The sequence below is a fragment of the Phormidesmis priestleyi BC1401 genome (assembly GCF_001650195.1).
GTDB lineage: Bacteria > Cyanobacteriota > Cyanobacteriia > Leptolyngbyales > Leptolyngbyaceae > Phormidesmis_A > Phormidesmis_A priestleyi_B.
The window spans coordinates 48,433-70,043 of the sequence record NZ_LXYR01000015.1; the positions used below are offsets into that span (position 1 = coordinate 48,433).

Here is a 21,611-nt window from a genome sequence, read left to right on the forward strand (position 1 = left end):
ACAGAGAGCAATCTACGATGACCACAAATCAAATCAGTGCCACGATGACCCAGACCGATCGGGATGCGGTGTTGGCAGCCGTTGCCACAATCAAAGAGAAGCTACCGTTTTTGATGGATCTGACCCCAGAGCAGCGCAAGTCGTTGCCGAAGATGGGCGATAAGAGTCAGGCGTTTGTGAATAAGGCGTTGGAGGTGGCAACGCAGAATCCCGATTTCTTGCCGAGGTCGTTTGACCTGGAGGAGATGAAGCGGGATGTGGAGTTGTTTCAGGCGTTGTATCCGGTTTCTTTGTCGCTGACGCAGTTGCAAGAGTTGGTGGATGATACGGTGATGGCGGTGGGCAGTGATGCCTATGCAGCAGCGCTGGTGGTCTACAGCTTTGCCAAAGCCAGCGGCAAGGGTGCGGGGCTGGATGCGGTGGCGGATGAGATGGGTAAGCGGTTTGCCCGTAAGTCTCGGAAGGCACAGTCAGAAGGAACAACGGCTTAGACAATAGCTCAGTGATTTGACCTCAAAGGTCGAAAGCTGAGGCTCAGAGCTTGGATGTTGGAGCAATTTGCTCGGCATTCCGGGTTCTGAGCTTTATTTTTGAAGCAAAAAGCCTGGGTTGGCGGGTTTAAGGGGCAAAGCTTTGGGCAAAAAGGCTGAAGTTTTGAGTTCAGAGGTTGGAAGGTGAGAGTTAGAGGTCGATCGCTGCTTGAAATAGCTAAAATACCCCTTGTAAGCAGGAAAATAGCTCAAAAATTATATGAGCGAATCTTCAAAAAACAAACCTGACGAATATGACTCGACCACCGACTATCACTATCTCAAATTTGAGAATCGGTGCCTCCGGGGAAATGGTGATGACTTTCAAGAAATCTTTGAAGAGATCATGGTACGGGCTAGACCCGGAGAATTTGAGCGCGTTCGTCCATATGGGAGGTTTGGTGATCGCAAGTGTGATGGTTTGATCGAATCTGAAGGTATCATTTTTCAAGTCTACTCACCAGATAAGTTAAAGCAGGCGGAAGTTCAAAAGAAGATCGATGAAGATCTTGAGGGTGCTGTTCAACATTGGAGTGACATTCTAAAGAAGTGGGTGTTCGTCTACAACGCTAAGCGAGGAACATCTTCAGATATCAAGCTAACGCTGCAACAAAAACAGAAACAATATCCCGACATTGAGATTGATAGCTGGAGTAATGACTATCTTTGGGAAATCACTCGTGAATTGAGTCTTCAGCAGCGATCTGAGATTCTGGGTGCCTCGCCTCAATGGAACGTTGAGAAGCCAAAGAGCAAGGCTCACATACCAAATCTACCATTTCATTTTCTAAAGCGTTCCACAGATTTGGATACGCTCAAAAACTTGGTACTTTCTAGCTCAATCCAATCTACAGGTATCACCAGAAGTACTTTAAAGGTTGGTGTGTATGGGATGGGCGGCATTGGAAAGTCTGTTTTGGCTGCAATGCTAGCGCGAGATCCAGAAGTACGTGCCGCTTTCCCAGATGGCATATTCTGGATAACACTGGGTCAAGAACCAATTTTGGCATTAAGGCAACTTGATCTGGCGCGCATCTTGGGTGATGCTTCCCTTCCATTTCAGGATGTGCAGCAGGGTAAGATTCACCTAAGCCAGTTGTTAGGGGATAAAACGTGCCTGCTAATTTTAGATGATGTATGGAAAGCAGATCATGTTGCTGCATTCAATATTTTGGGTGAACAGAGTGGGCTTCTGTTCACAACACGAGATAGCAGCATTGTTAAAGCACTCAATGCGTCTGAGCATCGGGTGGATCTTTTAAGTGATGATGAGGCGCTTGAATTATTGACAGCTTGTTCTGGACAGTGCCAAGAAACTCTACCGATCGAGGCGCATGAGATCGTGAAGGAATGCGGTAACTTACCGCTGGCTCTGTCTATGATTGGGGCGATCGCGAAGGCTAGACCTGATCGTTGGGATAATCTTCTGTATAAGCTCCAAAATGCTGATCTAGACAAAATTCGACACGAGTTCCCTGATTATCCCTATCCAGATTTGCTTAAAGCAATTCAGGTTAGTGTAAATGCACTAGAACCAGCAGTAAAGGTACGCTATCTCGATTTTGCAGTTTTCCTAGAAGATACCGCAATTCCTGAAACCACTTTGAGAACGTTTTGGGAACCAGAAGGACTGGATGAGTATGATACTCAGGATGTCATTGATACATTGGTGGAGCGATCTCTAGCTCGATGGGATGAAGCTGGTAATTTAACAATTCATGATCTTCAGTATGATTATGTAAGAAAACAAAACTCTGATTCGACTGCACTTCACAACAGACTCTTAGATGCTTATGCGACTCACTGTATTAATGGATGGTATACAGGGCTAAATGATGGATATTTTTTTGAAAATCTGACTTTTCACTTAATAAAGGCGGAACGTAAAGAAGAACTTTATCGCTTACTTGTTGGATCACCGGACTGGATGGAGGCTAAATTTATCAACTGTAGAGGTGACTCATCCTACGTTGCTGATATAAAGATGGCAATAGACGAACTCAATAACTCATCGGATGCCAGTCAACTTCTAGTTCTGGTGAGATTAAATGCTGCCCATCAAGTAGTGTATGAGCGGAGTAGTCAATACGATAATGATTATTTAGAAATTCTAGCTTGGTTGGGACGTGAGGCAGAGTCTATAAGCCATGCCCGTCTTACTCTTGATATAAACCGAAGATATATCAAACTGCTTGCAATTTATGATGCCCTGCGAAAGCGAGGGAAAGATACTTCCGCGTTGCTTGATGAACTTTGGCAAACTGCACGACTCACTCAAAACAATGGGCATGAACCTATCGATACATGGGCTTTGGGGGGAGTAGCTGTACGGTTGTACGCTTCTGGTAGGCAAGAGGACGCTAACTTAGCTCTTGCAGAAGCCGAGGTAACCGCATTAAAACCCAATCCTGATTGGCTATATTACGTCCTGGGACAACGAAATCCAGATAGCAGAGCAACTGATGTTCAAGCTAAAGATGAAAGCAAGATTTTTACTCGCGATTGGCTTCGAGTAGAAGCAATTAGACAATTAGCAATAGCTTTTTCTCAATGTGGCAACAATAGCGAAGCTTTTAAAGCTCTTAAAAAAGCCAAACAGATTGCAGTTAACCTTGATGATAGCCAGCAGTCTGGCTCATATAAAACCAAAGTACAACTGCTTGAGAGAATTGGATTATCTATGGTTAGAGCGGGCTATTTAGAAGATGCTAAATCAACTCTTCATCTAGTCATAGATGAAAGTAATTCAGCAGAAATATGGCGCAATTTAGGGCTGGAACTTAGTAAGATGCCAAGCTGTCAGATTGAAATCAAAGATGCTTTTAGGAAAGCAGAGAGATCAATCTACAGAACAGAGGATAAGTATTTACAAGTAACTCAAATTGCATACCTGGCAGTGGCACTAATTCAAGCAGGAGAACCTTACAGAGAAAAGGCAGTTAGTAATTTCAATCAAGCACTTCTGCTTGCCGAAACATTTGACGAAGAATATCAAAAAACACAAGCTCTAAAAGCTTTAGTAAATGCTTATGCTCAAGCAGGTTACTTTATAGAGGCAAAAGAAGCTCTACAAAAAATTAACCACTACGATAAATCTTGGGCTTTGAGAGATTTAGCAGTAAAAATGGCTGCGGCAGGGTTCCCTGAAGCTGAGAAAACTGCACGAACAATCTCTGATAGAGATGAACAAGTAGAAGCATTAGTAGGATTAGCCCTCACTTTTGCTCGCTCAGGTAATATCGAAGATGCAAGTAGAATTTTTTACGAAGTTCAAGAGAAAGCTAATCCATCGTTCGCTGAGAAACATCTAGATTCTAGGCTGCTACACGATATAGCATTAGCTTTGATTGAAGCTAAGGAGTTCTCAAAGGCTGAGAGCGTCATTGAATCTATTCATATTGATCCAGCTAACGGATATAAAATATTTCAAGGTGATGCTTGGCGCAAAATAGATGTAATGATTGAGTTTGCTTTATCACTTACTCAATCAGGTAATGCCAGAAGATCGCGACAGGCTTTTAACAATGCAGAGGATATGTTGGAAAGACTTGAGATTAAAGAAGATAAGTTAAAGCTGTATAAAAAACTAAAGCTTACATTAATTAACGCCAATTATCTAGAGGAAGCTAATAAAGTCTCTAAGAAAATCGCAAAAACGTTTAAACAGGATGTTGAAATTCGACTTTTTGTACCTGTTAACGTCTCAGATATAGAAGCGAAAGAGAAGTCTACTAGTCAATTGCTTTTTGAGGGGAATATTAAAGAAGCCTTTTCTGAATTAGTTTGTCAAAGCTTAATTGGCTTTCTGTGCAGTCTGTCAAAAGAGGCAGCAGCCTTTGAGAGTATAGAAAAAGGGTTATCAATAGCGGTATTAAAAGAAGCGCTTTACATTGCAACTTGGAAACGCCCAAATTATCAAAAAATTTATGAACTTATACGATCTATATAAAAATTTACTTTTCAAAATTGTCATTATTTATTACAAGAAATAGGAGAAATATCAATGAGTAGCCCAATTATTACGAAAGTCATTGAAGAAATGAGCGACTTACCTGATGATATACAACAGCAGGTTTTAGAGTTTGTTGTGACTCTGCGACAGCAACATACACAAACAACTGGTAATGCATGGGATGTGCTGGAATCTCTCACTGGAACCGTTGAAGCCCCTGCCGATTGGTCAGCCGAACATAATCATTACCTCTACAGCACACCCAAACGCCAAAAAGCTGACTTATGAGCAGCGATCGTCTATTCTTCACTGCCCAAACTCCGCTTAATTGCAGCATTCGCGTCACCGTTGCCTACTGGAACATCATCACCCAGATCAAACACCCAATCATGAACGGGCAGGAATCAGCAGTACAGGCGACTCTAACCCAACCTAATGAAATCCGCCGCAGCCGCAGTGATCCAAATGTTTACCTGTTTTACAAACTTCAGCGAGAAAAACGATGGCTCTGTGCCGTTATCAGACAACTCAACGGAGAAGGCTTCTTGATTACCACCTATCCCACTGATGCAGTTAAAGAAGGAGAAACGATATGGCAGAAGTGAAAGTTTATTACGATCAAGTGGGTAATACCTTAACCGTCTGGTTTGGCGATCCCCAGGATGAATACACCTCTGAAGAAACCGGAGATGAAGTGATCTTGATGAAAGATCGCAACGGGCAAGTCATCGGCTTTGAAAAACTCAACTACACCATTCCATCCACCACAAATCTCAAAATTTCCTTTGAAACGGCAAATGCATGATAGTGATTCCTTCGGAGAGCTTCGCTAACGCCCTTCATCTTTCACCCGTCAACCTGCGATCGCCAACTTCCGACCTTTGATCATGGAATGTTGGGTTGCGATCGCCAAACTTCGCCTTCAGAGCTTGAACATCTGCCTTTGCTATGCAACGCTTCACGAACAAACCTCGGAACTTCAACTTCGGAGCCTGAAACTTTGACCTCAAAACTTCAACCTTGAGCTTCAAAGCCTGAAACTTGAAGATCTTTACAGTTCGATCGGGTCTTAAATCTGGTTTTTGGCTTTGAGTTGCAGATAGCGATCGACCCACGGTTCTGCAATATCGTCAGTCGGGCAAGAAGAAATCGGGCGCGTCTTCATCAATTGAGAGGGCATGGTTGCGACAATAAAGCTCTAAATCTAAGCGGCTGATCGAGCGTTCGGTCGGGTTAGAAAAGAAGGCTTTGACTCGAATATAGCGCCGCAACCCTTCTGCACTGGCATCTTCGGCGGTCGCGTCTTTAAAGTCTTCTGGAAAGGTGTCGGTGACTTTGATCCACGCCTCTTGTAAAATCGCTTCAATTTCATCACTGGGCGATGAGTCGAGCAGGTCTTCAAGCCCTTCTAGAACGTCGATCGCTTTCAATATTTGCGGAGTAATTTCTGAACTGGAATTAGCCATTCACGTCAATCTCAAATGAAAACAGAGGTTAGATACCTGAGTAAGGGGCGTTCTATGATTGTATTCGATCGCAGATTCTGGCTCGATCGAGTCTGCATTCGATAAAGGTTACATTTTTAGTCACTTTGTTTCGGGCAGATCCCAAGAATTGCAATACGACTTAGTTATTGTGGGTCTGTTTGACTTTTAAATTGCGAAAGTTGCGTTTTGCGTCATAAAAGTCTAACTTTCGCCAGAGACTACTACACCAAAATGCACTAACGAGGACGCTCAGACATCAGGAGTGACCTCTCATGGAACGTGTCTCGATCGATCTGATGATGCCGTTAATGCCTGATCTGAGCACGATTCGCACACTGCGGCGCACCAATCCCAATCTTGAAGTAGTAGCAATGTTAATCCACACAGCCACCAATCAACGATCGAGAGCCGCCATTGATGCTTGAGGATAGCGATCGCCCGCTGTCGCATTTTTAGGCGCGATCGCATCTAAGCGATCGAGGTCTTCTGAGGTCAACTTAATCTCCACGGCTGCGACATTTTCTTCTAGATAAGTGCGGCGTTTTGTCCCTGGAATGGGAGCAATATCGTCGCCCTGAGCTAGAAGCCACGCCAGCGCCAACTGTCCGGGAGTCGCGTTTTTTTGAGATGCGATCTCTTTGACGCGATCGACCAGTTCGAGATTTTTATAAAAGTTTTCGCCCTGAAATCTAGGCAGATTTTTACGAAAATCATCGGCGGCAAAATCATCGGGGCTAGTAATCTGTCCTGAGAGAAAGCCGCGACCCATCGGACTGTAGGGCACAAACCCGATTCCTAATTCGCGAATTGTGGGGAGAATTTCATCTTCGGGTTCACGAGTCCAGAGCGAATATTCTGACTGAAGGGCAGAGATGGGATGGACGACATGAGCGCGACGAATCGTGTTCGCAGCCGCTTCTGACAGCCCCAAATAGCGCACTTTGCCTTTGTGGACGAGTTCTGCCATTGCCCCGATCGTGTCTTCGATCGCGACGTTGGGATCGACGCGATGCTGATAATACAAATCGATGTAGTCAACGTTTAAGCGTTTGAGTGACGCATCGCAGGCTTGACGCACATATTCAGGTTTGCCGTTGATGCCGCGAGAGGCAGGATCGTCACCGCGCTGAATGCCAAATTTAGTGGCGAGAATGACGCGATCGCGCTGCCCTTTCATTGCCTTGCCGACGAGTTGCTCGTTTGCCCCAATGCCATACATATCGGCAGTGTCGAGAAAGTTAACGCCTAGCTCTAGGGCGCGATGAATGGTGGCGATCGATTCGTTCTCATCAAGGGTGCCGTAGAATTCTGACATTCCCATACAGCCGAGTCCGAGTTCTGATACCGTAAGTCCTTGGCGACCCAATGTTCGTGTTTTCATGATAGTTAATTTCCGTTTTGAGAACTGTTTGCAAATTGATTGCGAGGGTTTCTAGTCTTTGAGTGACGCTGTTCAATTTCTTTATAGTTTTGAATCTTCTATTGAATCATCTCCAGGCTTTGAGTCAGTTCTTGAATACGTTGTTGAACTTCACGTTCGTGGGATTCCAAAAGTTCTCCACGTTCATTAAATACTTCGGGTTTTTGGCGCAGAGAAATTGCGTGGTTTCGTACTTATCGAATTGACATCCCGGTTATTCTCGATTTTGTTAAGAATTCGATTAGAGTCATGTCGATAACTGAATAGCGTCGATGTCGATTTGCAGCCCGATCGATTGGCTCCAAAAGTTCGTTACGCTCGCAGTAGCGGAGCGTGTAGACACTCAACCTTGTGCGTTCAGAAACCTGTTGAATCGTGAGTTCTGCATTCATGCCCATCCCCTTAGCGGTTAGAGTGCGCTCTAAGTCAACCATATTTCATTCACACTTTCCCCTCCATTAGTTAGAGGAATTTGTAAGCTATGTCTTTAGAATGAGAGGAGTTCAATGAGAGTTCGCTATGTCGCAGTTTGTTGCTGATGTCGATCGAGTCATGGTTCCCCCAATGGATCAATACAATCAGGAGTTGATCAACAACGTCCATCCGCCCGATTGGGTGAATCCTGATCCGGCTCCTCGCTATGATTTGGTAGTGATTGGGGCAGGCGCAGCGGGATTGGTCACAGCAGCAGGGGCGGCGATTTTTGGGGCAAAAGTGGCTCTGATCGAGAAGCATTTAATGGGAGGCGACTGCACGATCGTCGGCTGTGTGCCCTCAAAGGCGATGATTCGATCGGCGCGAGTCGTCGCTGACATTCAAAGCGCGGCACGATTTGGCATTGGCACATCCGACGAGATTAAGATCGATTTTGCAGCGGTGATGAAGCGATTGCGACGGGTGAGAGCCGAGATTAGCCCCAATGACTCGGCAAAGAAATTTCAGCAAGACTATGGCGTGGATGTCTTTTTTGGCGAAGCGAAATTTACCAGTGCTGACACGGTGAGCGTTGCAGGCAAGAATCTAAAGTTTCGCAAGGCAGCGATCGCCACAGGTTCTCGTGCGGCGGAGTTGACGATCGACGGTCTCGCCGAAGCGGGATATCTCACGAATGAAAACGTGTTTGAGTTAACCGAACGTCCCGATCGGCTGGGAGTAATTGGTGGCGGCTATGTAGGCTGTGAACTGGCACAAACCTTTCGACGACTCGGCTCGGAAGTCACATTATTCCAGCATGGTTCTCGCCTTTTGAGCCGTGCGGATGACGATGCAGCCGCAATTATCCAACAAGTATTTGACCAAGAAGGCATTCAGTTGATTTTGCAATCTAAAATCACACACGTTGAGCGTCGGGGTGCCGAAAAAGTGATTCACTACGAATTAGACGGGAGAGAACACTCTGTCACCGTCGATGAAATTTTGGTCGGAGTCGGGCGATCGCCCAATGTTGAGAATCTGAACCTCGAAACAGTCGGCGTAGACTATGACCAAAGGCGCGGCGTGCTCGTCAACGATTATCTGCAAACGACGAATCCAAAAATCTATGCGGTGGGCGACATTTGCATGGAGTGGAAATATACTCACGCGGCAGATGCGGCAGCTCGAATTCTGATTCAAAATGCGCTGTTTGCCGTTCTCGGCTTGGGACGAAGAAAGCTGAGTTCGCTGGTGATGCCGTCCTGCACGTTTACCGATCCAGAAGTGGCAACGGTTGGGATGTCGCTTAAAGAAGCCCAACAGAACGGCATTGAAGTCCATACTCTCTACGTGCCAATGAATAAAGTCGATCGAGCGATCATTGATGGTGAAACAGAAGGATTTACGAAGATTTATCTACAAAAAGGAACCAGCAAAATAATCGGAGCGACGATCGTTACGAGACACGCTGGAGACATGATTAATGAAATCACACTAGCAATGACTCACAAATTAGGAATCGGTGCGCTAGCGAGTACGATTCATCCTTACCCAACCCAAGCCGAAGCAATTCGCAAAGCGGCAGACGAGTATAGCCGCGATCGCTTAACGCCGTTTATAAAAAAGCTGGCTTCTATCTGGATCAAGCTGAGACGATAAACCGATTAACAAAAAACGCAACTTCGGGTTGTCTACAGCGAAAATGATTTAACCGTAAAAGACAAAGAGGCGTTGCTGAATAAAGGGTACAGATTTTCTTTCTCGACCTCAAATTAGCCCTGCCAATTTTGGGGGATTTAGGGGGCGAAAGATTTTAGCAATGACCGATCAACCGACTTGTGTAGACACAGCAGCTCCATTTGGGAGAGGGCAAGCTTCTTGCTCATCCCCAAATTCAGCAGCGCCAAAACAACTTGGAAGACTACAAATTCTCAAACAAAAAGCCTCTGGACGTCTTGCCGTGTTTCGACTCCAGAGGCTCTTCGATTCGATTTGCTCCTCACACCTCCATACAATAGCAGCACCCGACCGAATTTGTCTATCTAAATCTGTGACAGATTTCAAACTGGCTGAAGGGTTTAGCCCCAAATTTCCCAAGACCGCAACAATCGCCGAAGCCAAACTGACGCTCGATCGAGGGCACAAATAGCGATCGCTCCAAAAAACGATCGCTATTTAGCAAGCTATTCAGCTTGATTTACTATTTGATAAACAGCATCTCCTGATACTTGGGCAAGGGCCACAGATCGTCCGCCACGTCACCTTCGATCGCGTCCGCAAATTCGCGAACCTGATCCATTATTGGACGCAGCGTTTTGGCGCAGTACTGCATCTGTTCCTCGATCGTAGCGAAATCATGCTTGGCGATTGCGCTGTCCAATTTGCTAACGGCATCCATCATTCGCTTTGTCAACGCAGCAACCGTTTCTGCACTTTCTTGCTCAAACGCAATCCCGATCTGTTTCAGGTTACTAATACTGGTAGAAAGCTCTGACAAGTAGCGGAATGCGGCAGGATAAATCACCGTTTTCGCCAGACTGATCACGAGCTTGGCTTCCATCTCAATCACCTGAACATATTGCTCTGCATACACATCAAAGCGGCTTTCCAGTTCAGAAGCAGACAGCACTCCCGTTTTTTCAAACAGTTCCTCGATATACTTCTCTTTCAAAATGGGCAACGCGTCTGCTGTGGTAGGCAGGTTCAACAACCCGCGTTCCTCAACTGCCATTTTGTGCCACGCCTCAGAGTAGCCATTGCCGCCAAAGACAACAGCGCTGTGATCCGTCATGACTTCTTTCAGCACGGCAAAGGCAGCATCTTCTAGCGTCAGCCCTTTTGCCAGTTCAGCTTCTAACTCATCTGCCATCCAGGTCAGCGAATCGGTCAGAATCGTGTTCATTGCAACCAGCGGACCGGAAACCGATTGGTTCGACCCAACTGCTCGAAACTCAAAGCGATTGCCCGTGAAGGCAAAAGGTGAAGTGCGGTTGCGATCGCCCGGATCTCTAGGAAACACTGGCAACGTTAGCACACCCAAACTCATCACACCCGCATGAGTAGAGCTTTTGACCTCTCCCTGCTTGATTTGCTCAAACACATCTTCGAGCTGGCTGCCCAGATAGACTGAAATGATCGCGGGAGGAGCTTCATTGGCACCGAGTCGATGATCGTTACTTGCAGTCGCAACCACGGCTCTCAGCAAAGGTCCATATTTGTGAACTCCGCGAATCACCGCTCCGCAAAACAGCAAAAATTGCAGGTTGGTATGAGGGTTATCACCCGGATCGAGCAGGTTGCCTTGAGTTGCATTGCCCACCGACCAGTTGACGTGCTTCCCAGACCCGTTGATGCCTGCAAATGGCTTTTCGTGTGATAGACAGACAAAGCCGTGTTTCTTAGCAGTGTTCTTGAGAATGGTCATCGTCATCTGCTGGTGGTCACTCGCCACGTTTGCTGCTTCAAAAAATGGAGCAAGCTCAAACTGACCGGGAGCCACTTCGTTATGTCGGGTTTTTGCTGGAATTCCCAGTCGATACATCCGCTCTTCTACATCTTGCATGAAGACCTGGACGCGCTCTGGAATTGCACCAAAATAGTGATCATCAAACTGTTGCCCTTTGACAGCAGGTCGCCCAAACAAAGTTCTGCCCGTCAATAAAATGTCCGGGCGGCTGTGGGCAAAATGAGCATCGATCAAGAAGTATTCTTGCTCTGTGCCACAGCTAGAGTTGACGGTCGCCACATCCGAATGTCCCAACAGTTTGAGCAGTCGGGTTGCCGCTTTGCTCATCGCTGCATTCGATCGCAGCAAGGGCATTTTCTTGTCTAGCGCTTCCCCGGTTCAAGAAATGAACATGGTGGGAATGCACAACGTCACCCCATTATCGGTTTCCATCACATAGGCGGGGCTAGTGACATCCCAAGCAGTGTAGCCCCGCGCTTCAAACGTAGAGCGAATGCCACCATTGGGAAACGATGAACCATCCGGTTCGCCTTGCACCAGCACTTTGCCAGCAAATTCGGTCATCGCCGAGCCGTCACTTTGCACAGAGATAAACCCATCGTGCTTTTCGGCGGTGATGTTGGTCATCGGGTAGAAAACGTGAGCGTAATACAATGCGCCCTTAGAAACCGCCCAGTCTTTCATCGCTGCGGCAACGGTTCCGGCAACAGACACATCCAGCTTTCCACCCGTCTGAATGGTGTTCTTGATCGACTTGAAGACATCTTTGGGTAAGCAAGCCTGCATTTTGCCCAGGGTAAATACGTCGGTTACCCAGAGTTCCTCCAGACGGCTGGGCGTTTTGGGGGGAAGCTTTTCGCGATCGGTGACTTGACAAATTGCCTAAAAGCGAAGTTCATTACCACTCATAGTTGTCGTTCCTTTGGAGATGAAATTAGTGTGAAATCAAAAACGGGCGCGATGAGAACGATTGCTCTTACTCGCCATCAATAGACCTGTGGAACAAAGAACTGCTCGTTGCGCGGGGGTCGCACATAGTCATGAGCAGACTTGCGCGGCGGCAGTTCTAGCGGTTCTGGAGTCATATCCACATAGGGAATCTTGCTGAGAAAGTGATGGATGCAGTTGAGACGAGCGCGTTTTTTGTCGTCGGCTTCAACGGTGAACCAGGGCGCTTCGGGGATGTTGGTGTAAGCAAACATCGTGTCCTTGGCTTGGGAATATTCCACCCAGCGATCGCGCGACTCCAAATCCATCGGGCTAAGTTTCCAACGACGGGCAGGATCGATCGTGCGAGATTGAAACCGCCGCTCTTGCTCCTCGTCGCTGACCGAAAACCAGTACTTCAGCAAAATGATGCCAGACCGCACCAGCATTCGCTCAAATTCGGGACAGGTTTGCATAAATTCCTGATACTGTTCGTCGGTGCAAAACCCCATCACATGCTCGACCCCGGCGCGGTTATACCAACTGCGATCGAAGCAGACAATTTCGCCTGCTGCTGGTAGATGAGGCACATAGCGCTGGAAGTACCATTCGGTTTTTTCACGATCGCTCGGTGTTCCCAACGCGACAACCCGACAGCCGCGTGGATTTAACGGCTCAGTAATCCGCTTAATCGTGCCGCCTTTCCCTGCGGCATCACGACCTTCAAACGAGATCACAATTCGGGTGCCCGTATGTTTTGCCCAATACTGCATTTTCACCAGCTCTACTTGCAGTCGGGCGAGTTCTTTCTCATAATCTTTACTAGAGAATTTAGACTTACTCTCCTGCTGAGAAGCGAGTAGGTAAGTCATGGGTGGCGGAGTATAGTGGAGTTTGGTTTTTTTGTGTTTCTTACCTTTCTTCTTTTTTTTCTTTGTGGTCAGATTAGCGGATTCTGGAGTGAGGAATTCTGCGATCGTAGAGTTCTCTCCATTCATAAAGTCGGATTCCATACTTGTTCTCCAGTGACTGAAATGACCATGAGACAGACAACAGCAAACCAATCAAGGTTAGGGGAACCTGAGCTTTGAGAAAACCTGCACTGACAATTATAGTGGCGACATTCGATGTGAAGCAGTCTGTGACTCAGCCTATTAGGTTGACATCGCTAACTCAAAATCCTCTTCGACAAATATAACAAGTAAAGCCAACAAAGTCCTTACTTGAATCGAGTCTGAATCTTGCTAAAGGTTATGCGTTCCGACTTATATTAAGAACAGCGAATCGAGACGTTTGTATCAAAGATTACAGAGCAAGATAAAAGGTAGAAAGCCTGTCCAAGACGTTCTCAAAACGACGTAACAGAAATCTGTTTAAAGTCTAATTGACACGCTTGCTAGGTCTGTAGAGGATATCAGCTTCAGCAAAACTGTCTACAACAATAAACAAATTTTGTATCGATAGCCATGGAGTCGAGAGTTTTCTTTGTCGAAGATGATACTCGTAACATCGGCAGATTGTCGTGCATTGCTCTACTGACAGCTAGTTGCTATGCCACACTCTCCAAAGCTTATCCTGAGGCGGGTGCGGGTAGTTCTTACTATTACGCCGAGGCAGCAATTATGGTCAACGAAGAACATAAGCATTTTCGGTTAGCTCGTCTGGCAAAGTTTGTCACAGGTTGGGCAGCGCACCTCTACTAATGGGTGTATCCCGGCATCATGATTAGCTTTATGGGAACGCTGGTCGCTTACGTTGGGTAACTGTTTAAGAGGATGTTTTAAAAGTAGTCGTTGATGGCATGACCCGCCCGTGATTGAAAATCACGGTCTAACGGTGCGAAGTCCACTAAAGGGACTGAAAGCCTAATGTCGTCTGGATTTAACCCGTTGAAACGAGTTTCGCACCGTTAGCCCCGACTTTCAGTCCGGGGCGGAGCGCGATCGTAGCGAAGAGACTTTCCATACTTTTCAACCATCCTCTGATCCTGGGTTTGCCTCAGATTGGTTCAGTAAAGTTTTAATCTGTTTCATTTTTGCTGGGCTAGTGGGCGGCATCGCAATGGTAGGTGTGACGGGATCGACACTCGTCAACATTGTCATTAAGATTATTCAAATCACTTCTCTGGTGTTCTTGTGGTTGTTGATGATTTTGTATCGATTGGGTCATCCCAACGTTACTTATAAACACACCAATGCATTTAGCGTTGTGATTCCTCACGATTTTCTGGGGTTAATTTATCAAGCTACGATCGCCATTCTTCTAGTCGTTGGTTTTGAATCTGCAACAGCAATGGCAGGAGAGGCAGTCAATCCTCGGCGTAATATTCCTAGAGGTGTGATTCTGTCACTGTTCATTCAAGCCTGTGTCTGCTACTTTTTTGAGTATTTTGCTGCAAACTTCTTCGTTGGCGATCAATATACTGCGATCGTGGACGGCAAGACTGTTACTGGATTTGCTGCCGCATTCTCGTCAGGTGCGCCGATTGGTGACATGGCGAAGATTTTGGGTGACACTCTATTGTTTGGCAACGGCTTTTTGTTGCAGATTACGATCGCCAGCACCTTGGCACGTTTATGCTTTACGGCATTACCTGCGGGGTTATGCTAGTCGCAACGTTAAAGCATTTGCTAGACGAAGAGCGCAATCCCATCCAAACGATCGTCATTCCTATATGAGGTCTAGGGGCGAATCTATTTATGGTTTGCGGCATCTTTTACTATAGACTGGCTGGAGCAGGAAGCGCCAAAATTAACTCAATGACTGCGATCGGGATTTTGATCGCTTTCTTTGTCGCCGGATTTGCTTATCTGATTGGCGATAGCTTGCTCAAAAATAAGCCTCTGTTTTTGCCTTCTGACTTGAGTCATCCTTTGCGCGATCGTGCAGGTGCTTCGAAGGAACGTAGATTTATTAAGGTGCAACTTCTCACCCTCACCCTAGCCCTCTCCCCCAGGAGAGGGAACAAGACTCTAACTCCCTTCTCCTGGGAGAGAAGGGTTGGCGAGGGCTTGCCCCACTTTGTGAGGAGGGCAGAAGACGCTCACAAGTCTTACGGGTTATTTAATCCACGATCCTAAGGGTTCTAAACCGTATTAGAGTTCAGATCGCTCTTGCACGACAGAATCTTTACCCATCGCTAATCAGATCACAGCGATTGTCACTCAGACCAGCATTTTGCGCGTGTTTGACCCGATCGAGATGCATGACACGATTGAAACCCTTCAGCAATTGGGTCTAACGGCTCCCCACCTACATGATGACGGAGTTGCGGCGAGTGCTGACGCTCTCCAGCAAAATAGTCAGCCCAAAGATGAGATCGATCCTTTCAACGCTGGAGAACTCAAGCACAATCTTTCCAGTCAGAGAAGATAACTTAGACTACCACTATTATTTGAGGGGAGGTATCTCTTTAAAGTGCGGGTGATGAACTCGATCGGGCTTCCCCAATATGCATGCTGATCGTCGAAGATAACCCGACGATGCAGATCTGATCGTGACAGATATCGGTTTATCTCGCGTGGATAGCATCGCAGTTTAGAAGCCCTCAAATAGTTTAAAGACCGGAACAATCGTCCCAAATTTGCGTCTAATGAGGCTTCTTCTTTCAGCCCTCAAAGAGCTAGATTGAGCATCGTTGCACTAAAAACGTGAACTTCACAGAAAAATCGTTAGGCAGCAGATTCATTAGCCCTTTAGACAGTCTCATCTAGATGGCAGTAGAACGAATTGTGCTCAAAACTTCGAGCCATGAAACGACAATTTTTGCTAACTGCGATCGCGCAAACCAGAGGAAAGATGACCATCTGTGAGCATTTTCAAGAAAAACAAACGTTTTATCAAACATAGCGCTACTAGAAAGTTTATCCAGACAATAAGCCTTCTGATCGACCAACATTACAAACTCTGATGGGGTAATGATTTGCTTACAGACTGCTGATGCTGAAAGAGTTTCTAGCTTTGGCTAGCCGAAGAGCCATTTTGCTCTGTTTAGAGTGACAGAAACCTGCTAGTAACCTTAGCAGGAGCCAAACGCACTGTGAAAACATTTTTTGTCAACATCAGAAAATTCGTCAGATACTACTAACAATTCAGAAGAGTCTAATAGAATGACCACTGCTACAAAACCTTCATTTCTTCACCGCAAAAAATGGGAGTCTAATGATTTTAAGAACGTAACCATAATCTACTTTTTCACCTGCAAATTAGAACGCATGATTAAAAATGAAGTTGTACAATTTATGTATGGTTGAGCAATCTAACAGAGTTGCTGCTTAGGTTAAGCGCACTTTCACCCATTAAGGGTATGAATGCCCTGATGCTTGAGCAACTCCCTGAGACACTTGACCGCAGAATCACGTTGCGTTTTGAAAAGCTAACCCGTCAAAAACGTCCACACAAAGCACGTTTTCTGGAGACTTGGGTCATCCATTCATCATCAATCGTAACTAGACGATCGTGCTCTACGTCTTCACCCAATTTTTCACGCTCAGGGTAATTTAACCCTTTTGAAGGACGGCAAGCCTAGAGGCACAACTGCTAACATTGTGGTGTCATCTTAAACAATCAGCTTGACTGCTTCTCTCAATAAGCCATTAGAGAAACGTTGTTTTGTCACTCGCTTGGATTAAGACACATGAAGTTTGAAGATATCTATCAATTTTTCAAAGACCCACCTCCTTTTTATCTAAATAAAGAGCTGGCGGTGTGCTACGTTCTCGCAGTTCTTTTGCGAGGCGACTCCTACGGGACAGAGCTAATCCAGCTACTAGAGTCAGAGCATCCTCTCTATAGACTTTCAGATACTGTGCTTTACAGCGCGCTTAAGTTTCTTGAAGACGAAGAGATGGTGACAGGCTACTGGAAGAAAGTTGAGGGTAGAGGTCGTCCCCGTCGAATGTATCAGATTCGCCCTGAAGCAATGCCTCAGGCGCAAGATCTGGCAAGACTTTGGCAAGAATACGCTGTCAAACGCGACCACGCTAGCAAAATGCCCCAAGCCAGTGGCGCAGAGCGATAAGTTCTCCAGGTTTTAAAAGTTATTCCATTGTTCACTACACTGAAGTAGACAGGACGCTTTTACAACCTGGTTGACTTAATGAGTACATCCGTCATTCCATCTACTCTCTTTTTGACCCTGTTGATGACGATCGGGCTGGTTTTCTTCATCCGAGCATCGGTTAAAGATCGAACTCAGGTGATTACCCTTGCCTCTGAGCAATCAGAAGCGTCTTTGTTGACTCGATTACGGCAATATTTTGATCAGCGTGCTTACCGCGTTGTGTCGTTGGATGCCGCTAAAAACGAAGTCATCTTTGAAGGAACGGTGCGTCCTAGCCTATTCTTAGCAGGATTTCTGACTCTGTTGGCAGCGACAGCAGCTTTGTGCCTCATCTTAATGCTGTCTTACCTAGTTTCAGACTTGTCAAACGTCTGGTTAGGCTTGTTGCTCTTACCTCCATTGGCAGGAATATTTTATTGGCGCGGCGCAAAGCGATCTGAGCAAGTTTTGCTCAAGGTTGAATCTATGCCCAATACAAACGCAGAGACAAAAAGCCTGATCACAGTCAAAGCTCACCGGGACGAATTGGCAGAGCTACAGCGCATCTTAGGGCTGAAGGCGGCAGAATGAAACTTGCCAGCTAGCCAAACCATCATGAAAAAAGCCCTCTCACGTTAAGAAACCTGGGAGGGCTATTTATTGAGACCAAGAATACCAAACTGAGCAACCGGGATGTTTCTAGCTTAAGACAGATTTAAACGACCACTTCTAGACTTTATAGTGATCTGAAGCTCAATTTCATCAGCTTAAGGAGTTTAACGTTTACTCGCATAGCACGGTGCTTTTGGGCTTTACTGATGATCAGCTACTAAAAACAACCGTCTGGCTAAACAATGGGCTATGTAGAAGCCTCTGGTCTCTAATGACTACTTGTAGAAGCCCCAATGGGTTCTAGCTCATCGTCGTTAGTTTTGAGGCTGGGGAACAAGAAATGGTTTTCTTCGACATATTGCGCGCCGAAAAGACCCTTCTCAGCCCAGAAGTACCGATCCGTGGTATGCTCATTTCTCTTGACTAGCAACAGTGCAGGAGGATGAATACCTTCAGAATGGATGAACTTTCGGGCAGCCGTGACAGGTTTGTCTTCGCCACACTCAATGCTGTATTGAGGCACATTTTCTAAAATTCTGCGCCCTTCTTGCCGCCGACGGCTTTTACGCTTACGTCTCCTTGCCAAACCCCTTACCTCCTAAATCCTAATTATTGAGTTGTAGTGATCGTTACAAAAGCCGTCGCAAGTATATCTGCTCTGGCTTCAGATATCAACTTCCCTTAACGCAATGATACAAAATCTTAAGCTTTAGGTAGAATGCCTTCAAGAACATCCACTGAATTGATCAGATTGGTGCTTGCTAACCTTAGACTTATCGGCTGTAACTGCGTGTAGGGATGCTAGTAAACCGCAGACTGAATCACGTTGAACTAGAAATATAGGCTGACAGGGAGTCAACAAACAGCAGTTCGTCGGTTAAAGTCTAGAGTACTAGCGTGGAGTGATGCCGCTATTACTAACTTACGAGGGTTCAATGTTTAAGTCAATCTTAATTTAAGGCGAGGCACCTGAAGGCATGTTGCTGCCGACCAGTTCAGAATTTGTAGCGTTGTGTCGATCGCAGGTCGCTTTGCTCACTCAGGTGTTGGGGGCTTCAATGAGCGTGGTCTATTTGACTGAGACACTGGTAGAGGGGGCAGAGGCTAGACTGGTTCCAGTGGCGGCATATCCTGAGTCGGCTTTGGCGCTAGAACGATCACGCCAGTTGGCTCTGTCGCCCGCTGCCGATGCGGTTTCTGCAATGCCTCGCCAGTTTTTTGCCCCTGACTCGGTAGACGAAAAAGACGACGAGGACGATCGAAGAGATCAGTCATCTGTCTCGTTAAGAAATAGCTTGGCAGCAGAACCACAGCAGATGGTGTTGCCCCTGGTTCACGATGGCATGGTTTTAGGACTGTTGGTGAGTGAGCGGAACGATCGCCCGTGGACGACGTGGGAAGGCACTCAGATTGAGCGAATTGCAGACACGATCGCGCTGGCTTATGTGATGGATCAGCGCGCTCAGTGGCTCGATCAAACGCATCGTCAGCAGCGACTCTTACAAAGCGATCAGCATGATATCTTAGATAATTTGCTGCATCAGTTTAAAAATCCATTAACGGCGCTTCGCACGTTTGGCAAACTGCTGCTGAGACGGTTAAGACCCGAAGACTCGAATCGAGAAGTCGCGACGAGCATTGTGCGAGAAAGCGATCGCCTGCAAGACTTGTTAAAGCAGTTTGATCACGCGATCGACCTGGGCGATGTAGACCTGATCTCAATGGATTTAGGTGAGGAACCCTCAACGGTCAATCGACCGATTCCACTGCTTCCGGCAGGAGTCTTAACGGGTTCAACTCTGACGTTAGAATTCTGTAGTGTGAGTGAGATTTTGCAGCCTTTGCTGGTGTCAGCAGAGGCGATCGCTCAAGAAAAAGGACTCTCCCTGCGATCGTGGATTCCTGATAGTTTGCCATCTGTGTGGGCAAATCAAGGAGCGCTGCGCGAGGTCTTAAGCAACCTGATTGATAATGCGCTCAAATACACGCCCGTTGAAGGACAAATTCATATTCGTGTCGCTGATTCGGATGATCAAGTGATCATCCGAGTCAGCGACACAGGTTTGGGAATTCCGTCGCAAGATTTGCCTCATCTGTTTGAGCGTCACTATCGAGGAGTGCAAGAGACGACCGACATTCCGGGGTCAGGGTTGGGGTTAGCGATCGCCGATCAGTTAATCGAGCAGATGCACGGTGAAATCGAGGTCTTTAGCCCCATGCAAAACGGCGGCTGGGTTTCAGAAAATTCTGACCAGCCGCCGAAAGATCACGGGACTACGTTTGTGGTGAAACTGGGAAGAACCTGATCTCGCTTACCGAGGCAAGACTAGGTTGTTGTTTAGGCGTAAGTTCAGGTCAGAATTGGGTTTGATCGAGATCAGATCCACTCGATCGCTGCCAAAGATCAGACCTGCCAAAGCACCCGCGCCTGTGCCAATCAAGACTTCTCCAGCTTTGATGTTGCGATCGCCCGTGACTGCCGCAATGCCAGCCGCCGCCGCAGACCCTAGAGCCGCATCTTTAAGAATCGAGCCGACGTTAACGCCGCGACGAATGGTTTCAGTTTCGGTGATGGCGTTAGAGGTCGCATCGATCGCGATCGGTTGACCATTCGGCAAGGTCAGTTGACTGGCAACAAACTGTGCCTGCCCTTGAGACACCACCAGTTGACCTGACACCTGACTTCCCGCCGGAATCAACACCGTCCCGTTGGAAGTGACGATATTTTGAGCCACATCAAGCGTGATCGGGGTGGGATTTGGCTCGTTCTTCGCCAGCAAGATCTTGTCAGCTTTTGAGTAACGCAAAGGAATCGAGGTGCCAGCAGGAATGGTTACTTGTTGAGGCGTAACTGCTTGACCCACGATGTAAGGAGACTGAATCGCCGCAACCTGCCCAGTGCTGACCAATGCCTGAAAGATAAAGGCAGCTACTTCAGCGCGGGTTGCAACCTGGTTAGGGTTAAGCAACTGCACATCGGGATAGTTGACGACAATGCGGCGTTCGGCGGCGGCGGCAATGCTGCCTCGCGCATAGCCTGGGATGGCAGACGCGTCGCGGAAGATTTGCAGCGTCGTATCAGCCGGAGCGGTGCTGGCATATTGCAACCCATTTGCCAAAGAAACCAGCGATTGAGCGCGAGGAATGTTTTCATTGGGGCGAAACGTGCCACCCGGATAGCCCGCTAAAAACCCACTGGTATAGGCGGTTTGGATTGCCTCATAGCCCCAGTAGTTAGTCGGGACATCAGCGAAGTTGATTGCGCTGCGAACTCTTGGAGCATTGGGAAATGCTTGACGAATCATGGCAGCAAATTGAGCACGAGTCACCGGATCATTTGGGCGGAATGATCCATCGGGGAAGCCTTTAATGACATTCCGAGAGGCAAGCTCTTGAATAAAACCACTTGCCCAATAGTTTGAAGAGACATCAAAGAATGTGGTTTGAGCAAACGCAGGCGCAGAAATCACGATCGGAGCTGCTGCCGTTGCCGTGATGCCGAGGGTGAGTAAGAGAGCGGTTCCAGACTTAAAAGCGATAGACATATTGAGTCGTTCCCAACTAATTGCGTTGATTTTTAACTTGATCAAATAGACAGTGAATGAGTTAAGTAATCTTGTCGTCTAACTACAGGAAGATCTTGAATCTTTCCTGAAACATTGTTGTAGATTGCAGATTTTTAACGCTCATTCTGTCTACCTTTATGTATCTCAAGACCCTTGCTAAAAGAGAGATGTTTCCATCGCTATGACACTTTTGGAA

Annotated in this window: 21 protein-coding genes; 13 read left to right on the top strand and 8 right to left on the bottom strand. The window is 46.7% G+C overall.

The annotated features are described in order from the left end of the window. Positions 1–17 precede the first annotated feature (17 nt). From A8707_RS10465 to A8707_RS10485, 5 genes are all read left to right on the top strand, one after another. On the top strand, positions 18–491 hold the full coding sequence (locus A8707_RS10465) for a hypothetical protein (protein ID WP_068816759.1): 474 nt from the start codon (positions 18–20) through the stop codon (positions 489–491). A 259-nt stretch (positions 492–750) separates the two neighbouring features. Then, entirely contained in the window at positions 751–4,479 is a 3,729-nt protein-coding gene (locus A8707_RS10470) for an NB-ARC domain-containing protein (RefSeq protein WP_068816760.1), read from the top strand. Positions 4,480–4,533: 54 nt separating this feature from the next. Next, positions 4,534–4,770: a hypothetical protein gene (locus A8707_RS10475; protein ID WP_068816761.1), complete on the top strand. Its 237-nt coding sequence runs from the start codon at positions 4,534–4,536 to the stop codon at positions 4,768–4,770. Continuing rightward, complete coding sequence (locus A8707_RS10480) at positions 4,767–5,087, top strand: hypothetical protein (protein WP_068816762.1); 321 nt, start codon at positions 4,767–4,769, stop codon at positions 5,085–5,087. Before A8707_RS10475 ends, A8707_RS10480 begins: the two co-directional genes overlap by 4 nt. Continuing rightward, positions 5,075–5,287 (top strand): DUF2283 domain-containing protein, encoded by a 213-nt coding sequence (locus tag A8707_RS10485; RefSeq protein WP_068816763.1) that lies wholly within the window; start codon positions 5,075–5,077, stop codon positions 5,285–5,287. The genes A8707_RS10480 and A8707_RS10485 overlap by 13 nt, the downstream gene beginning before the upstream one ends. Positions 5,288–5,612: 325 nt before the next feature. On the opposite strand, the gene A8707_RS10495 is transcribed toward A8707_RS10485, so the two are convergent. Further along, positions 5,613–5,948, bottom strand: coding sequence for a hypothetical protein (locus tag A8707_RS10495; RefSeq protein ID WP_068816765.1), 336 nt, complete (start codon positions 5,946–5,948; stop codon positions 5,613–5,615). A gap of 293 nt (positions 5,949–6,241) precedes the next feature. Here A8707_RS10495 and A8707_RS28045 point away from each other — a divergent pair, with 293 nt between their 5' ends. Next, the gene (locus A8707_RS28045) at positions 6,242–6,394 is read left to right on the top strand and encodes a hypothetical protein (protein ID WP_156518483.1); all 153 of its coding nucleotides are present in this window, start codon (positions 6,242–6,244) and stop codon (positions 6,392–6,394) included. Here A8707_RS28045 and A8707_RS10500 read toward each other — a convergent pair. Next, entirely contained in the window at positions 6,364–7,350 is a 987-nt protein-coding gene (locus A8707_RS10500) for an aldo/keto reductase (protein WP_082906321.1), read from the bottom strand. The two genes, A8707_RS28045 and A8707_RS10500, sit on opposite strands and share 31 nt — an antisense overlap. 233 nt (positions 7,351–7,583) lie before the next feature. After that, a complete protein-coding gene (locus A8707_RS29035; RefSeq protein ID WP_068816767.1) occupies positions 7,584–7,823 on the bottom strand; it encodes a MerR family DNA-binding transcriptional regulator in 240 nt (79 codons plus the stop codon). 85 nt (positions 7,824–7,908) lie between these two features. Here A8707_RS29035 and A8707_RS10510 point away from each other — a divergent pair, with 85 nt between their 5' ends. Next, positions 7,909–9,462 carry a mercuric reductase gene (locus tag A8707_RS10510; protein ID WP_068816768.1) on the top strand — a complete coding sequence of 518 codons (1,554 nt, stop codon included), beginning with the start codon at positions 7,909–7,911 and terminating at the stop codon, positions 9,460–9,462. A 541-nt stretch (positions 9,463–10,003) separates the two neighbouring features. On the opposite strand, the gene A8707_RS10515 is transcribed toward A8707_RS10510, so the two are convergent. The 3 genes from A8707_RS10515 to ppk2 form a co-directional block, all read right to left on the bottom strand. Continuing rightward, complete coding sequence (locus A8707_RS10515) at positions 10,004–11,623, bottom strand: glutamine synthetase III family protein (protein ID WP_231948009.1); 1,620 nt, start codon at positions 11,621–11,623, stop codon at positions 10,004–10,006. Positions 11,624–11,647: 24 nt separating this feature from the next. Further along, a complete protein-coding gene (locus A8707_RS29645) occupies positions 11,648–12,148 on the bottom strand; it encodes a glutamine synthetase III (protein WP_331711701.1) in 501 nt (166 codons plus the stop codon). A gap of 107 nt (positions 12,149–12,255) precedes the next feature. Next, positions 12,256–13,209 (bottom strand): polyphosphate kinase 2, encoded by a 954-nt coding sequence (gene ppk2, locus A8707_RS10520; RefSeq protein ID WP_156518484.1) that lies wholly within the window; start codon positions 13,207–13,209, stop codon positions 12,256–12,258. A gap of 453 nt (positions 13,210–13,662) precedes the next feature. Between ppk2 and A8707_RS10525 the strand changes: the two genes are divergently transcribed. The 5 genes from A8707_RS10525 to A8707_RS10550 all read left to right on the top strand — a co-directional run bounded on the left by A8707_RS10525 (position 13,663) and on the right by A8707_RS10550 (position 17,828). Beyond that, positions 13,663–13,899, top strand: coding sequence for a hypothetical protein (locus A8707_RS10525; RefSeq protein ID WP_068816769.1), 237 nt, complete (start codon positions 13,663–13,665; stop codon positions 13,897–13,899). A 319-nt stretch (positions 13,900–14,218) separates the two neighbouring features. Further along, positions 14,219–14,806, top strand: coding sequence for an APC family permease (locus A8707_RS10530; protein WP_156518486.1), 588 nt, complete (start codon positions 14,219–14,221; stop codon positions 14,804–14,806). Positions 14,807–15,397: 591 nt separating this feature from the next. Beyond that, entirely contained in the window at positions 15,398–15,571 is a 174-nt protein-coding gene (locus A8707_RS10540; protein WP_156518488.1) for a hypothetical protein, read from the top strand. Positions 15,572–16,832: 1,261 nt separating this feature from the next. Then, positions 16,833–17,216: a PadR family transcriptional regulator gene (locus A8707_RS10545; protein ID WP_068816773.1), complete on the top strand. Its 384-nt coding sequence runs from the start codon at positions 16,833–16,835 to the stop codon at positions 17,214–17,216. A 78-nt stretch (positions 17,217–17,294) separates the two neighbouring features. Next, a complete protein-coding gene (locus tag A8707_RS10550; protein WP_068816774.1) occupies positions 17,295–17,828 on the top strand; it encodes a cofactor assembly of complex C subunit B in 534 nt (177 codons plus the stop codon). Positions 17,829–18,117: 289 nt separating this feature from the next. On the opposite strand, the gene A8707_RS10555 is transcribed toward A8707_RS10550, so the two are convergent. After that, entirely contained in the window at positions 18,118–18,435 is a 318-nt protein-coding gene (locus A8707_RS10555) for a DUF3155 domain-containing protein (RefSeq protein WP_068816775.1), read from the bottom strand. Between the two features lie 391 nt (positions 18,436–18,826). Between A8707_RS10555 and A8707_RS10560 the strand changes: the two genes are divergently transcribed. Further along, on the top strand, positions 18,827–20,155 hold the full coding sequence (locus A8707_RS10560; RefSeq protein WP_068816776.1) for a GAF domain-containing sensor histidine kinase: 1,329 nt from the start codon (positions 18,827–18,829) through the stop codon (positions 20,153–20,155). 6 nt (positions 20,156–20,161) lie between these two features. On the opposite strand, the gene A8707_RS10565 is transcribed toward A8707_RS10560, so the two are convergent. Next, positions 20,162–21,394, bottom strand: a complete 1,233-nt coding sequence (locus A8707_RS10565; protein WP_068816777.1) for an S-layer homology domain-containing protein — start codon at positions 21,392–21,394, stop codon at positions 20,162–20,164. Positions 21,395–21,611 lie beyond the last annotated feature (217 nt).